Source organism: Flavobacterium sp. FlaQc-57 (assembly GCF_044007395.1).
GTDB lineage: Bacteria > Bacteroidota > Bacteroidia > Flavobacteriales > Flavobacteriaceae > Flavobacterium.
Genome location: NZ_JBIPDA010000007.1, coordinates 190,972 through 206,158, shown reverse-complemented (window position 1 = coordinate 206,158; position 15,187 = coordinate 190,972). Strand labels below are relative to the sequence as shown.

Here is a 15,187-nt window from a genome sequence, read left to right as displayed (position 1 = left end):
CTATTTAATAATTCCAATAGATTTTGAATGCATAATAGCTTCACTGCTATCTTTGTAATAACAAACAGCGACATCTAAATTTTCTAAGTTTTTCAAAATAGTTTTTGTAGCTTCTTTTTGCTTGTTGCCAGTTTGCCTGATATAAACTGCTTTTACAGTCACTGGAAATATTTTACAGATTCGTTCGTACAAAATAGGATCGTGCTGCGAATCATCTCCCAATAAAACATATTTAAGATTGGGATAAAACTCTAATACGTGTTTTATTTTATCAAACTTATGATCATGGTTTCCGCGCCCGCTCATAAAGAAATCAGTAACACCTCTTTTAATATCTTTTAATAAAATTACCGCTCTTGGCAGATTGTGTATTTTGGTAAATTTTACAATAAAGCGATACAAATTCCATTCGCTGCTTGAAACATAAAAAAAGGCATTTTCTTCTTCTTTATTGTTTCTCCCTGCTGAACTTAAAGCTTGATAATGTGGTACGACATCTTTAAAAACCTTTCTGTCATTCACGTTTTTAAATAGTAGAATGTATATTTTTTTAAAGAAATTTTGAGTGTGCGAAATCAGGAAAGTATCATCAATGTCAGATATGATTCCTAGCTTTCCTTTGTGAGGTCTTATAAAACTCCCTTTTTCAGTTATAGTTTCAGTCTCAGATTTAATGCTAACTTCGTATTGAATCCATCCAAAATGAGTTTCTTTTTCCAGCGGAATACAAAATTTAAAATAACCGTCATCAAGAGTTTTAGTATGAATCTCCTGATTGCCGCATTTTAGATAAATATCAAAATTTTTGAGGGTTTTTATCCTAAACTGATTAATGATTGAAGTCGCATTTTTAAAATTCTTTTTTTGAAAATCGTAATCATAGGTTCTTTTAAAAACATGGCCCATTACAATTAATTCTTCTTCATTGGCATAACCTCGATATAATTGTAAAATTGGTTTCATTAATTACGTATATTTATAGATGGATGCTGTAAATTAATTATTTTAATTGACTTTAAAAATTAAATTTTGAAAAAGAATATCATATTTGTTGTAAACCCTATTTCCGGAGATCTTGATAAGTCTGATTTAGTTGATGCTGTGCAAGAGTTTGCAACTACAAATCATTTTGACCTTGAAGTTTATGAAACGACCGGTAAAAACGATCAGAAAAAAATACAATCACTTTATAATCAATACCAACCAGAACGTATTGTTGTGGCAGGCGGTGACGGAACCATAAAAATGGTTGCTGAAGCAATGGAAAAGTACGATGTAATTATCGGGATTTTACCGGCCGGTTCTGCAAACGGGTTATCTGTCGACTTAAACTTACCTACAACAATAGAGGAGAACTTAAAAATTGCCTTTCTAAGCCATTATATCGAAATGGATATGATAAGTATTAACGGTAAAAAAAGTATTCATTTAAGCGATATTGGTGTCAATGCAAATTTGGTAAAGAATTATGAAGAAAGTAATCTAAGAGGATTGTGGGGTTATGCCCTGCAAGCATATTCTGCGCTAAAAGAATCTGAAGAACCTTTTGTAGCAACAATTTCAGCTAATAATGAAACGGTTGAACATACGGCCAGAATGATTGTTATTGCTAACTCTCAAAAATATGGGACAGGTGTAATCATAAATCCAAATGGTGCAATGAACGATGGGAAATTCGAATTGGTAATTTTAAAAAGTCTCGATTTGTTATTAATAGGGAAAATTATCACAGGAAATATGCCGATTGATTCTGATGATATTGTGATTATTTCGACAGATAAAGCCACAATAAAAACAGATTATCCCGTTAATTTTCAAATTGATGGAGAGTACTGTGGAGCGCAAACTGATTTAGAAATTCATATTTTGCATAAACAAATGAAAATTGCGATAGCATAATATTAGTATGCTCATTTTTGTCATTCCTCGGGATGACAATGATTGTGGTTATATTGGTGTTAAATGTTTTTAAACTTTGTCGGTAATTTTATTTAAAAGGATTTCTTTCCTGCCAATCCGTTTTAGGTTCTAAATAATTAAACAGTTTAGCAATATTATGATTGATCAAAGTATTGCTGTGTGTAATTAGGCCATACATTTTTAAAGGTTTTGCACCTACAGAACTTTTAATTTCAAGAGCAGTTCGGGCAAAAACAATTTCTGAGAATCCTTGATTGATGGAGTATGCGATCATGTCATATAACATGTTTAAATACAGCATTTTTTCACGCTGAATCGTTTCGTCGTATCCTAAAAAATAAGTATCCATTACATTTCTGTTTTTAATTAATGTATTGAAACCTATCAATTTTTCATCTAAAAAATAACCATAAAATAAGAAATCGTCTTTCATAATTTCTTTAAAGAAACTAAAGTGATTTCGAGCTAAGAAAAAAGTATTAAATGGTGCATTCTTGGCTACATGAAAATACAAATCATAAATAACATCTTCGTACCTTTTAATGTCGGCAAGATCCATTTTTTTCTTAACTATTCCTTCTGCTTTTTTTCGGGCACGTTTGTATTGATCTCTGTATTTTTTTGATAAAGCGTCAATGTAATCTTGATCAGAGTTCCAGTTTTTATTGATTTCAAAAATCATATTTGGCTGGGTCGAAAAAGTATAATTGTTTTTAAACTCTGCTTGTAAAGGTTCGATTTCTTTTGCGGTAAAATCTTTTATACTGGTAATATGTACTTTTTTTCCACTCGCTTTCAAGTCTTTCTTGAGCTGGTTAATTGCTTTATGCAATGTTTTTATCAGTTTGGGCTCACTTATTTTTTTATTAAAGGCAAAAGCGTTTTGACCTGTAAGCATATTGTTGCCAACGAATAGAACATGAGAAGCAAAATTCTTGAAAGCAAAATTACGTACAGTAGTTTTTAAGCATTGATCGCGTTCTCCAAAAGATTCCAGTTTTTCGGCAAATAAAAATTGAGTGATTGTAATTCCAACTAATTTATCGTCGTTAAAAATTCCAATAAAGTGGCAAGTCATATTTACAGGACAAGAATTCTCCAGCACCTCAAGATATTCTCTGGTCAAAAAAATATTATCTACAGCCAGCGAATTCCATTCTAAAGGCAGTAGGGATGTATTGTTGTAAATTTCGAAAGAATAAGTTGTAGTCAAAAGTGTGAGCTAATTTCTTCAAAATTAGGTAATATTTATAAAAACTCAATTGGTTTAAGTTATTATTAAGAAAAACCCGTTTGAGAATAAATTTCAAACGGGTTTTTGTTGATTTGTTTTTTATGCAAATCCGCAGATAATGCCACCCATTAAAGTAAGTGAAACAATCCAGAATCCTGCATGGACAAATATGTATTTCCATGATTTTCTTTCAAATAAACCATTAATGCCAATTATCGGAAAAGCAAAAAATAGGCCGGACATGAATCCGTGAAGTGCCCCATGTTTAAAGGTACGGTACGCTGTTCCATAATCTGCCATAAAAGCTGCAAACGAGGGTTTGGCGGTTTCTAATAAAGGAGGTCCGCCTACCATGCCAACTGCGCCTGTTTGATGAATGGTTAATGCCATTAAAATAACTGTAATCATTAAAGAAAAAACATAGGTTAGCCCAAATATTTTGAGCATATTTCCGGTTCGTAGATCTTCTGGAGTAAAATTATTTTCTTTCATCCAGATCGTTCCAAACACTTTTGGGTTGTACCAAATGAATCCGACAACAAGTGTTACAATTGCGGATACAAACAATGCAATAGGGTTAAATTCCATAAAATGAGGTTTTTAGATTAGTTGATCAAATTTAAGTAAAAAATAATAAATTTGTTAGTTTTTAAATAAGTAGTATAATTAATGTTAAAATATTATTTATTAACAGTTTGTCGATGATATGTGTATTATATCTGTGAAATTTATAATTTAGTCAAGCGAAAAAACACCAAATTTATTATGAAAAGCTTAATAACGCTTTTTTTAGTTTTAGTTTTCTCTTTAAACGTTTTTGCTGATACAGTTTCGGATAAAGAGAAAGATGCGCTAATAAAATTATACCATGCGACAAATGGTTTGCAGTGGAAAATAAAATGGGATTTATCACTTTCAGTAGGAACCTGGTATGGAGTTAAAGCTGAAAATGGAAAAGTAGTCGGACTTAATTTAGCTGATAATAATTTGCAAGGTGAATTACCGGCTGAATTTTTTGATTTAGTTAATTTAGTGACAATAGATTTGCATAAAAATAAACTAAACGGTCAATTGCCAAATGTGATTGGAAATTTAAGAGCGCTTGAAACTTTAGATGTCTCTTCTAATAAAATTTCGGGCGTATTGCCTTCAGAAATTGGAAGACTTACTAAACTGGAAACTCTTTCGCTATTCAATAATGAAATGAAGGGAGAGTTGCCAAATTCAATTTATAAAATAACAACTTTAAAAGTTCTGCTTTTAAATAACAATAAATTATCCGGGAGTTTGAGTAAAGAAATTGCCAATTATAGTGCTTTGCAAAACTTAAGTTTGTTTGATAATAATTTTGGAGGAGAAATTCCAAATGAAATTGAAAAACTCTATAATTTATCTGAAATGAATCTTTCATACAATAAGTTTAAAGGAAGGGTTTCTAAAAAAGTAATTTTACTAGATCCTTTAAATATGACTATGTTTGATGAAAATGGAAATCCGTTTTTATTAGAAATTAATGCAGAAAAAGAAAATACAATTGTTACCCCAAATTAATCGTGCTTATGAATGAATTTTACAATCGTTGAAAAAAGTTGATTAAATATATTTAGTTAATTGTTTAAAAGCCGTAATTCGTTACGGTTTTTTTACGCCCAAAAAACAATGTTATTTCATCAAAAAAATAACATTTTATTTAGATTGTATTTTTTAGTTATTTACTTTTTTTGCATAACTTTAGTTATTCAATTTGCACAATAAATAATTTGAAGTACAAAAAAATAATAATTTAACTTTTTTAATTATAAAATTATGGTAGTACAGTATCAAGGTGAACAATACGGAAAGCCAACTACATTTACAATAAGAATCATTGGAAATAACTTATCTAAAAGTAGTTCTAATTATCAAATCGATTTATTGGTAGGAGACAAGCAATTGCCAATTTTTACAACCTCAATTCATCAGAGTTTGTCGAACTGTCTAAAGGAAGTTTATTTGTTTAGAAAACATAACGGAATCATATTTAATGCTTCGTCAGAAAAAGTTGCAACGCCTTTAGTACCTTACGATCAGGTTTTGTACAACTATAACAAAAATGCTTTGTTTATGGCTTAAGTACTTCTTGCTGCTTTAAAAATTTATTAAAGACTGTTCTTCTGAATGGTCTTTTTTTATGTTCGATATCCAGTAAAACTTCCGGCTTTTGATCGTGTAGTTTTATTCAGAAAATCGCAGTTAATTTGACGGAAGCAGTTTTTTTATCATTAAAGTGTATCTATTTCATAAATTTTATTATGTTTGCTAAATCGATTTAGCAACTATTGAAACTTTCTTGATTTATGAAAAAAATACTTTTAATCTGTCTTTTTATTATCGTTCCGAATGCATTTCTAAATGCGCAGGAATTAAAATCTCCTGATGGAAATTTGACCTTGACATTTCATCTTAATAAAGAAGGAACTCCAACATATTCTCTAAACTACAAGAAAAAAGAAGTGATAAAACAAAGTAAGTTAGGTTTTATTTTAAAATCTGATATTATGCTGAATCGTGGTTTTCAAATTGCTGATACAAAATTTCAGTCAGAAAACACCACTTGGAAACCAGTTTTGGGAGAGCAAAAGGAAATTCAAAATCAATACAATGAATTGAAAGCTGATCTTGTGCAGGAAAAAAGTAAACGAAAAGTATCTATTTATTTTCGTTTGTTTAATGACGGGTTAGGTTTTAGATATGAGTTTCCGGTGCAGGATAATTTACGTCATTTTATTATTCAGGAAGAAACGACAGAGTTTAATTTGACTGGAGATCATAAACTTTTTTGGATTCCGGGAGACTATGACACAAACGAATATAGTTATACAACATCTAAAATATCAGAGATGCAATCTTTGGTGCACAGTGCAACGAATGTTTCTCTCGCAGCTCAAGCGACCATTAAAAATTTGGCAACGCAAACGCCTTTAATGATGAAGACCAATGACGGACTTTACATTAATATTCACGAAGCAGCATTAAAAAATTATCCGGCAATGTGTTTGAATGTCGATGATAAAACATATGCAATGAGTTCACATCTTGTTCCGGATGCGGTAGGAAATAAAGGCTACATTCAAACCGGAAGTTTCACACCTTGGAGAACAATTGTTGTGAGTGATGATGCCCGAAAAATTCTAGCTTCAAAAATGATTTTGAATCTTAATGAACCATGCAGTTTTGAAGATACTTCTTGGATTAAACCAGTAAAATATATTGGTGTTTGGTGGGAATATTTTACAGGCGGAGGATCGACTTGGGCCTATTCAGATAATCAGGATGTTGTAATTGGTAAGACTGATTTTTCTCAGTTAAAACCAAATAAGACACATGGTGCCAATACTAAACATGTAAAAGAATACATTGATTTTGCTTCAAAAAATGGCTTTGATGCCGTTCTGGTTGAAGGATGGAATGAAGGTTGGGAAGACAATACGGCTTTCAAAAAAGAACGTATTTATAGTTTTACGAAAGCATATCCGGATTTTGATGTAAAAGATTTAAGTGATTATGCCGCTAAAAAGAATGTAAAAATTATCATGCATCATGAAACTACATCTTCAACTGCAGAATATGAGCGTCAATTAAATGACGCCTTAAATTTTATGGCTGACAATAAATATAACGCTGTAAAAACAGGATATGTTGGACCAATTATTCCACGAGGAGAACATCATGATGGACAACAAATGGTCAATCATTATACTTATGTTGCAAAAGAAGCTGCCAAGCATAAAATTATGGTAGATTCTCATGAAGCAGTTAGACCTACAGGTTTGCATCGTACCTATCCAAACTGGTTTGCACAGGAATCTGCCAGAGGAACTGAGTTTGAAGCTATGGAAGGAATTCATCCTGATCACACTACAATTTTACCTTTTACAAGATTAATGGGTGGTCCGATGGATTACACGCCCGGAATTTTTCAAGGCGATTTGTCGGTATATGGATCAAAAAAGAATAAGTTAAGTACAACTTTAGTGAAACAATTGGCGCTTTATGTAACGATGTACAGTCCGTTGCAAATGGCTGCCGATTTACCTGAGAATTACTTACGTTTTAATGATGCATTTCAGTTTATCAAAGATGTAGCATTAGATTGGGATGAAACTTATATCTTAGAGGCAGAACCTGGTGATTATATTACAATTGCAAGAAAGACCAAAGGAAAACAAGAATGGTTTGTAGGTGGAATTACAGATGAAAATTCACGTACAGCGACGATCGATTTTAGTTTTCTACCTACAGGAAAAACATTTACAGCAACAATTTACGAGGACGGAAAAACAGCAGATTACAAAAACAATCCACAATCGTATAACATCCGAAAAATAACTGTAAACAGTAAAACCAAATTAAAGCAAAAATTAGCGTCCAGCGGTGGAGTTGCGATTTCAATAAAATAAAAAAAGTAACGCGGATGACATGGATTAAATGGTTTTTTCTCTTTTAATATTTGAAACAAAACTGTTAGATCTGCCAAATCTACGAGAGAAAAAAAAATGACCACAAATCAAAAAGATATTTAAAAGAAATCTTTTTTAATCCTTTAATCTGTGGCAAAAAAATAAATAACCAGAGGACAAGATTACATTGTTCCTCACAATGACATAAAAAATGAGCATAAAAATTTACCCTTTGCAATTTGAACCAATTTTGAAAGAAAGAATTTGGGGAGGAGAAAAATTAAAAACAGTTCTTAATAAATCTATTGCCTCTAATATCACTGGCGAAAGTTGGGAATTATCTACCGTAGAAGGTGATGTAAGTGTTGTTGCCAATGGTGAATTAAAAGGAAAATCATTAACAGAATTAATTGAGAAACTACCAAACGAAATTTTAGGTACAGCGGTATATGCTAGATTTGGGAATCAGTTTCCGTTACTGTTTAAATATCTTGATGCAAGAGAAGATTTGTCTATACAAGTTCATCCTAACGATAAATTAGCAAAAGAACGTCATAACTCTTTTGGTAAAACTGAAATGTGGTACGTAATGCAAGCTGATGCTGACGCAAGAATTATTGTTGGTTTTAAAGAAGATTCAAGTAAAGAAGAATATATTGAAAATCTAAACAACAAAACGTTAGTTTCTATTCTTGATGATGTAAAAGCAAAAGCAGGAGATGTATTTTTTCTTGAAACAGGAACAGTTCATGCAATCGGAGCAGGATTAGTTGTTGCAGAGATTCAGCAAACGTCTGATATTACCTATCGTTTGTATGACTTTGATAGAGTAGATGCTCAGGGAAATACAAGAGAACTTCATGTCGATTTGGCTCTTGATGCAATTAACTACAATAAAGTTGATACGCACAAAAAATATGAAACTGCTTCAAACAAATCAAATGCAGTAGTTGATTGTCCTTATTTTACCACCAATTTTATTCCGTTAGACGGAACAATTGAAGGAAATAAAAATGGAAACTCATTTACAGTTTATATGTGTATTGACGGTGCATTTGAGATTAGATATGAAAATGTAACCTACCAATATAAAAAAGGAGATACAGTTTTAATTCCTGCCGGTATGCATGCTTATGTGTTAAATGGTTCAGCATCAATTTTAGAAGTGTACATTTCTTAAAGATTGAAAATTAAAAATTTTATATTTTAATAAATCAGAAGAGTTGCAGGGTAATTGATCCTAAAGATTTAAACTTTGTAGCTCTGTGTCAAATAGATAGTTGCACATTATTCATAATAAAAAGCAAAATTTGTTTGAATAGCTGTAAAATGATTAATAGTAAAAATACTTATAATAATTGATGATTATATGTATAATTAACTCTAAAATAATGATTAGTTTAAAAAAAGAACTACAAAATCGTTTTAGTAATTATTTTTATTTATATTTGTGATATAATTTTTTATTTATATTTGTGATACAATTAATAACAGCTTAATAAAAAATTAACTCGCTAGATGAAAAAGATTACTATTAAGGATATTGCCACAGAGGCACAAGTGTCTATATCTACTGTATCTTTTGTCATTAACGATAAAGGCGAGAAAATGGGGATCAGTCCGGCGGTAATAAAGAAAGTGCAGGAAGTTGCAGAAAAGCTGAATTATCGACCAAGTATGATTGCCACGAGTCTTAGAACAGGGAAGACAAGATCTATTGGATTAATTGTTGAAGATATTTCGAATCAGTTCTTTGCACATCTTGCCAGAGTTATAGAAGACGAAGCAAAAAGTATTGATTATAGAGTTTTCTATTGTAGTACAGGTGGAGATGATGAGCGTTCTGAAGAGTTGATACATAGTTTGTTGCAGGCAAATGTGGATGGTTTTATTGTTACGCCAACGCAAAACCTTGAACAAAGTATTGAACTGCTTTTAAAATTGAAAAAACCAGTTGTATTAATCGATAGGTATTTTCCGGGGCAAAGAGTGAGCCATGTCGTGATGGATAATTATGAAGCAGCAAATTCAGCAACAAAGTTCCTGATTAATAAAGGATGTAAAAATATAGCAGTAGTCAACAATACTTCTGAAATGGTTCAGATGAAATTAAGGGAAGATGGCTATAGAGATGCTTTAAAAGAAGTAGAAAATTATAATCCGGCGCTTGTTCTACAGATGGAATATAAGACAAGTGAAGAAAACAGAATTGCTGAAATAGTTGGTTTTTTAGAAAAGAATCCTAAAATTGATGCCGTTTTATTTTTAACAAATTATATAGCACTTGCAGGATTACAGGCTTTTAGAGAAAGAGGAATCAGGATTCCTGAAGACATTTCGGTTATTAGTTTTGATGATCATGACAGTTTTAAATTGCATACACCAACAATTAGTGTTATTGCACAGCCCATTGAAGAGATTGCTGTTAAATCGATACAATTATTGATGAGTCAGATGACCGATATGGAAAAGTTTGAAGTAGAAAAAAGCCTCAAAAAAGGGAAGCTGATTGTTAGAGAATCAGTTTGATTTTAAAGAGGATTTTTGAAATAAAAAAAGAAAAAAAACGATTCGTTTTTTTTTAGTCATTTTGCTAAATCGTTTTAGTAAGCTTTAGATGAATAATACTGATAATCAGTTATTTTTTTTGATCTGTTTACTATAACGATTTCTTGAAATTAGGAAGTGTTTACATTACTATTAAACCATAGTATTTATTAGGTGAAGGCCCTTAAATACCATATTGAATTTGATTCAAGAATTTTATTAATTATTAAAAACAATCACGTTAAAACAAAACAAAAGCTTATGAAACGAATATTGGCAATGTTAGGAATGGTATTGTTGTGCAGCTTAAGTGCTGTGGCGCAAAACCGACAAATAACAGGCATAGTGGTTGATGCAGAAAACAAGGGAGTTGTTGCTGCATCGATAGAGGTTCAAGGAAAGCCTTATGGCTCAATAACAGACGTTGAAGGTCGATTTAAAATGAGTGTACCTGAAGGAAAAGTTACACTAAATATATCTTCTATTGGTTATGTAACAAAATCAGTAGTGCTTCAGGAAAGTGATACTAAAATTTCGGTAGTATTAGCAGAAAATGCGCAGGAATTAAAAGATGTAGTTGTTACTTCATTTGGAGTTAAAAAACAAAAGAAAGCTTTAGGTTACGCAGTTGGAGAACTGAAAGGTGAAGAGCTGACAAAAAATAAAGAAATTAACTTAGGAAACGCCCTTCAGGGAAAAATTGCCGGAGTTAACGTTTCTGCACCAGTTTCTGGACCATCAGGTTCTAGCCGTGTAGTAATTCGCGGCGCAACTTCAGCTTCAGGGCTTAACCAGCCTTTGTATGTTGTAGATGGTATTCCGATTGACAATAGTCAACAAGGAAATGCTGGAATGTGGGGTGGAGCTGATAAAGGTGATGGAATGTCTTCATTTAATCCAGATGATATTGCATCGATGTCAGTATTAAAAGGTAGTGCTGCATCTGCTCTTTACGGGTACAGAGGATCTAATGGTGTTATCTTAATTACAACTAAAAAAGGTAAAAGCGGAACAGGACTTGGAGTAGACTTCAATACTAATTCTACATTTAATACTCCGGTAAGTCTTTTAAATTGGCAAGATCAATATGGAGCTGGAGCTCCTGTAAATGGTGTTGCAACAAGATTTACTAATTTGCAGGAACTTAGAGATTCGTATTATTTTGCATGGGGTGATAAATATGACGGAACTCCTTCTCTTGCATTAGACGGAAGTACTAAACCATACAGAGCATACGGAAAAGATAATGTTGAAAATTTCTACAGAACTGGATATTCTTTCAGTAATACTTTAGCAATTTCTGGCGGAAATGAAACTACTAATTTCAGATTGTCTTTCGGAAATACGAAAGATGAATCGATCATGCCGGGAACAACTTTCGGAAGAAACAACGTGGCTTTGAGTTTAAATTCAGCTCCAAACAAAAAGATAAGCGTAGAAACCAACGCTCAATATATTTCTGAGAAAAGTCATAACAGACCTTATTTGAATGATTCTCCTAGAAATGCTTCTTTTCCAACAACTTTCTTAACGCCTGGAACAGACATCAGATGGTTAAGTAATGCATATGACGAAAATGGTGGTGAAGCAGATTATTTTGGAGCAAATACTTACCAAACTAACCCTTATTTCGCAACACAATCACCTTTAAATGAAGATCTTAGAAAGCGTTTTATTGGTTCTGCGAAAGTAAATTATAATATTACAGAAAAAATTTATGCAAAAGCAGTTATTGGTATTGATGATATCAATTACGAATACACTGAAATTGAACCAACTGGAATTAACTACAATCCAGGTGGATCTTACGAAAACAGAGTAGAAGGACGTTCAGAAGTTAATGCGTCTGGATTCTTAGGGTACAGAGGCGATATCGCTAAAAACCTTTCTTTGGATGCTTTCGTTGGTGCTAACCGTCAACACAACAGATACAGCGGTATTAAAATGAAAGGAAACAATTTTATTGTTCCATTCAAATATTTCTACGGAAATACACAACCGGACAAAACAGAAAAATTATTTTCTGAAAGTGAAGTAAACTCTCTTTTCTATTCTGCAGATTTAGGATATAAAGATTATTTGTATCTAAGTTTAACAGGTCGTGAAGACTGGTTTTCAACTTTAGATCCATCAAACAACAGTACTTTTTACCCATCTGTAAGTACAAGTTTCATTTACTCTGAAGTAATCGAATTACCAGAATGGATGTCTTATGGTAAAATTAGAGCGGGTTGGGGTAACGTAGGAGGAGCTTTGCCAGACGCTTATGCTTTAGCATTGACATACACAGCGCCGGACGGACAAACAGATTCTTTAGGACAACCAATTTTAGGAGTTAATGGAGAAACAGTTCCAAACAGAACATTGAAACCATATAACGTAAGTACAATCGAATTTGGTTTCGAAAACACATTCTTCCGTAATAGAGTAAGTACAGATTTGACTTTCTACCGCAAGAAAACTACAAACGATATTACTGATGCTGATATCTCTTTGGCTTCTGGTTACAGAACAACAAAAATCAATGTAGGACAAATTTTAAATCAGGGAGTTGAATTTGCAGTGAATGTAAAAGCAGTTAAAACACCAAGTTTTAATTGGAGCATAGGATATAATTTTGCTTACAATGATAGTGAAGTAATCAGTCTTTCAGACAAAATTACTACTAAAACATTAGAAGGAAACAGAGATTCTAGAGCTTCAGTAGTTTTAGAAAAAGGACAGCCTTTTGGAATCATTAAAGCGTATGATTATTTAAGAGATTCAAAAGGAGCAATTGTACTTGATACAAATGGTAAATTTATGAGAGGTGACTTAATCAATGCCGGACGTGGTGTAGCGCCAATGGCAATGGGATTCTCAAATGATTTTTCATATAAAAATTTCACACTTTCAGTTTTTGTAGATGCTAAATTTGGAGGATCTATCTATTCTGCAACAAACCAATTAGGAACACGTTACGGATTGTCAGAAGAGACACTTTCTGGTCGTGAAGGCGGAATTGCTGTATCTGGACATGATGTAAACGGAAACCCAGTTAACACAACAGTTTCTGCATACGATTACTGGAGAAGTTATAGTGATGTAACATCTAATTTTGTGTACGATGCTGATTTTATTAAGTTAAGAGCAGTTTCTTTTAGCTATAATTTCCCAAAATCATACTTGTCAAAAACACCATTTCAATCGATTAGCTTAGCATTTTCTGCTCATAATTTATGGACAATTTATGACAAAGTTCCAAACATTGACCCAGAGTCAAACTATTCTAACAGCAATGCACAAGGTCTTGAAAGAGCATCTATGCCATTGACTAGAAACTACGGTGTAACTCTTAATGTCAAATTTTAATAATAACAATTGAAAGATGAAAAATAAATTTATAAAAATATTCTGTATCGCGATTGTTGGTGCAATGACATTAGCTTCATGCGATAAAGGATTCGAAGAAATGAATACGAATCCAAATGCTTTGACAGATCCGGCTATAAAATCAATGTTTACACTTGCTGAGATTTATGTTGATGGACAAGATTATTCTAATACAAGAGGAAATAATATTTATGCCGCACAAATTGTTCAGCAATTTTCTTCATTAGGAGGATCAGGTTCAAAATACACTTACTCATCTGAATATTCAGGAGCTCTTTTTGGAGAGTCATATGGTAAAGGATTAAATCAGATTTTTCAATTATTGTCTGTTGTAAAAGACACACCTGAAAACAGTAACATGATTCAGGCGTGTAGAATCATGAAAGTATTCATGTTTCAAAAATTGACAGATACTTATGGTGAAATTCCTTATTTCGAAGCAGCAAAAGGTTACAACGGTAATGTTTTCGCTCCGAAATATGATACGCAAGAAGCAATCTACAATGATCTTTTAAAAGAGTTAGATGAAGCAGGAGATGCTTTAGATGCTAATAAAGCATTTGTTGGTAATGCTGATTTGTACTACCAAAGTGATATTCCGCAATGGAAAAAATTGGCAAATTCATTAATGTTAAGAGTTGCAATGCGTTTGTCTAAAGTAAATCCTGCAAAAGCAAAACAGTATGTTGAAAAAGCTTTTACAAAAGGAGTTTTTACCTCTAATGATGATAGTTTAGTTTTAAAACATGATTCAGGACCACAAGGAGTTAAAACAAATCCAATTACTTCTTCTTGGGTTAGAAATGACTTAAATGGAGGTGAAGCAAATACGAAATTCAGTAAAACGTTTATCGATCAATTGAAAAACAATAATGATCCACGTTTAAGAATTTATGCAAAATTAGAAGCAACAGGAGACAATAATCCGGCAAACCAACAAGGTCTTGCAAACGATGCAAAAGAGTTTCCGGGTGGAGATAAAAAATTATTCTCAGATCCTAATACTTCAACAGTATTGCGTTTAGACGCACCAACTTTAATGATGTCTTATGCTGAGGTAGAATTTATTTTGGCAGAAGCAGCAGTAAAAGGCTGGAATGTTGGAGTATCAGCACAAAAACACTACGAAGACGGAGTTAAAGCAGCAATGCAGGTTCTAACTATTTTTGGAGACAAAGTACCAGCTGTTTCGCTTGCTGAATATAACACTTATATGACAGCACATCCTTTTAAAGCGGCAGGAACAGAAGCTGAAAAAATCGAGCAAATTATCACTCAAAAATGGATTGTATTGTTGTTTAATGGTTTTGAAGCATTTTCAGAATATAGAAGAACTGGATATCCAGTTTTAGTTCCGGTAAATGATCCACTTGGAGAAACAAAAGGAACAATTCCGAGAAGATTAATCTATGATCAATCAGAATTAATTACAAACGCTGTAAATTATAAAGAAGCAATATCACGTCAAGGGTTGGACTTAATGACAACAAGAATTTGGTGGGATAAACAATAGTTTTAAGATTTGGTTAGTTAGTTGAATTAAGCCGGGTAGGAATACCTGATCCACCCGGCTTATTTTCTATTTGATTTTCACTAAATTAGATGGTTATTATCAGAAAATCGTTCTCTAGTTTTAAAACCTTTTTTTTCGCAAAAGACAAACGCGCTTCTGCTG

At 32.4% G+C, this 15,187-nt stretch carries 11 protein-coding genes; 8 read left to right on the top strand and 3 right to left on the bottom strand.

Features of this window, described 5'->3' with window-relative positions; genetic code table 11:
* Window positions 1–963 (bottom strand): App1 family protein, encoded by a 963-nt coding sequence (locus ACHRVZ_RS19855; protein WP_395424669.1) that lies wholly within the window; start codon window positions 961–963, stop codon window positions 1–3.
* A 66-nt stretch (window positions 964–1,029) separates the two neighbouring features.
* Between ACHRVZ_RS19855 and ACHRVZ_RS19850 the strand changes: the two genes are divergently transcribed.
* Window positions 1,030–1,899, top strand: a complete 870-nt coding sequence (locus ACHRVZ_RS19850; protein WP_395424666.1) for a diacylglycerol/lipid kinase family protein — start codon at window positions 1,030–1,032, stop codon at window positions 1,897–1,899.
* A gap of 88 nt (window positions 1,900–1,987) precedes the next feature.
* Here the strand turns inward: ACHRVZ_RS19850 and ACHRVZ_RS19845 are convergent, their stop codons facing one another.
* A complete protein-coding gene (locus ACHRVZ_RS19845; protein ID WP_395424663.1) occupies window positions 1,988–3,133 on the bottom strand; it encodes a GNAT family N-acetyltransferase in 1,146 nt (381 codons plus the stop codon).
* Window positions 3,134–3,253: 120 nt separating this feature from the next.
* Window positions 3,254–3,742, bottom strand: coding sequence for a DUF1761 domain-containing protein (locus tag ACHRVZ_RS19840; RefSeq protein WP_395424660.1), 489 nt, complete (start codon window positions 3,740–3,742; stop codon window positions 3,254–3,256).
* A gap of 177 nt (window positions 3,743–3,919) precedes the next feature.
* Between ACHRVZ_RS19840 and ACHRVZ_RS19835 the strand changes: the two genes are divergently transcribed.
* The 7 genes from ACHRVZ_RS19835 (at window position 3,920) to ACHRVZ_RS19805 (ending at window position 15,025) form a co-directional block, all read left to right on the top strand.
* Window positions 3,920–4,705, top strand: coding sequence for a Two component regulator three Y domain protein (locus tag ACHRVZ_RS19835; protein WP_395424657.1), 786 nt, complete (start codon window positions 3,920–3,922; stop codon window positions 4,703–4,705).
* A 255-nt stretch (window positions 4,706–4,960) separates the two neighbouring features.
* Window positions 4,961–5,266, top strand: coding sequence for a hypothetical protein (locus ACHRVZ_RS19830; protein ID WP_395424655.1), 306 nt, complete (start codon window positions 4,961–4,963; stop codon window positions 5,264–5,266).
* A gap of 224 nt (window positions 5,267–5,490) precedes the next feature.
* Window positions 5,491–7,593: a glycoside hydrolase family 97 protein gene (locus ACHRVZ_RS19825; RefSeq protein ID WP_395424652.1), complete on the top strand. Its 2,103-nt coding sequence runs from the start codon at window positions 5,491–5,493 to the stop codon at window positions 7,591–7,593.
* Between the two features lie 211 nt (window positions 7,594–7,804).
* Window positions 7,805–8,773: a type I phosphomannose isomerase catalytic subunit gene (locus ACHRVZ_RS19820; protein ID WP_395424649.1), complete on the top strand. Its 969-nt coding sequence runs from the start codon at window positions 7,805–7,807 to the stop codon at window positions 8,771–8,773.
* 338 nt (window positions 8,774–9,111) lie between these two features.
* Window positions 9,112–10,122 carry a LacI family DNA-binding transcriptional regulator gene (locus ACHRVZ_RS19815; protein WP_395424647.1) on the top strand — a complete coding sequence of 337 codons (1,011 nt, stop codon included), beginning with the start codon at window positions 9,112–9,114 and terminating at the stop codon, window positions 10,120–10,122.
* 279 nt (window positions 10,123–10,401) lie between these two features.
* Window positions 10,402–13,491: a SusC/RagA family TonB-linked outer membrane protein gene (locus tag ACHRVZ_RS19810; protein WP_395424645.1), complete on the top strand. Its 3,090-nt coding sequence runs from the start codon at window positions 10,402–10,404 to the stop codon at window positions 13,489–13,491.
* A gap of 16 nt (window positions 13,492–13,507) precedes the next feature.
* A complete protein-coding gene (locus ACHRVZ_RS19805) occupies window positions 13,508–15,025 on the top strand; it encodes a SusD/RagB family nutrient-binding outer membrane lipoprotein (RefSeq protein WP_395424644.1) in 1,518 nt (505 codons plus the stop codon).
* The last annotated feature ends 162 nt before the right edge of the window (window positions 15,026–15,187 follow it).

Excerpts from the sequence above, each read along its gene's own strand:
- ACHRVZ_RS19855 (WP_395424669.1), bottom strand. The coding sequence starts at position 963 with ATGAAACCAATTTTACAATTATATCGAGGTTATGCCAATGAAGAAGAA.
- ACHRVZ_RS19840 (WP_395424660.1), bottom strand. The coding sequence starts at position 3,742 with ATGGAATTTAACCCTATTGCATTGTTTGTATCCGCAATTGTAACACTT.
- ACHRVZ_RS19835 (WP_395424657.1), top strand. The coding sequence starts at position 3,920 with ATGAAAAGCTTAATAACGCTTTTTTTAGTTTTAGTTTTCTCTTTAAAC.
- ACHRVZ_RS19830 (WP_395424655.1), top strand. The coding sequence starts at position 4,961 with ATGGTAGTACAGTATCAAGGTGAACAATACGGAAAGCCAACTACATTT.
- ACHRVZ_RS19825 (WP_395424652.1), top strand. The coding sequence starts at position 5,491 with ATGAAAAAAATACTTTTAATCTGTCTTTTTATTATCGTTCCGAATGCA.
- ACHRVZ_RS19820 (WP_395424649.1), top strand. The coding sequence starts at position 7,805 with ATGAGCATAAAAATTTACCCTTTGCAATTTGAACCAATTTTGAAAGAA.
- ACHRVZ_RS19815 (WP_395424647.1), top strand. The coding sequence starts at position 9,112 with ATGAAAAAGATTACTATTAAGGATATTGCCACAGAGGCACAAGTGTCT.
- ACHRVZ_RS19810 (WP_395424645.1), top strand. The coding sequence starts at position 10,402 with ATGAAACGAATATTGGCAATGTTAGGAATGGTATTGTTGTGCAGCTTA.
- ACHRVZ_RS19805 (WP_395424644.1), top strand. The coding sequence starts at position 13,508 with ATGAAAAATAAATTTATAAAAATATTCTGTATCGCGATTGTTGGTGCA.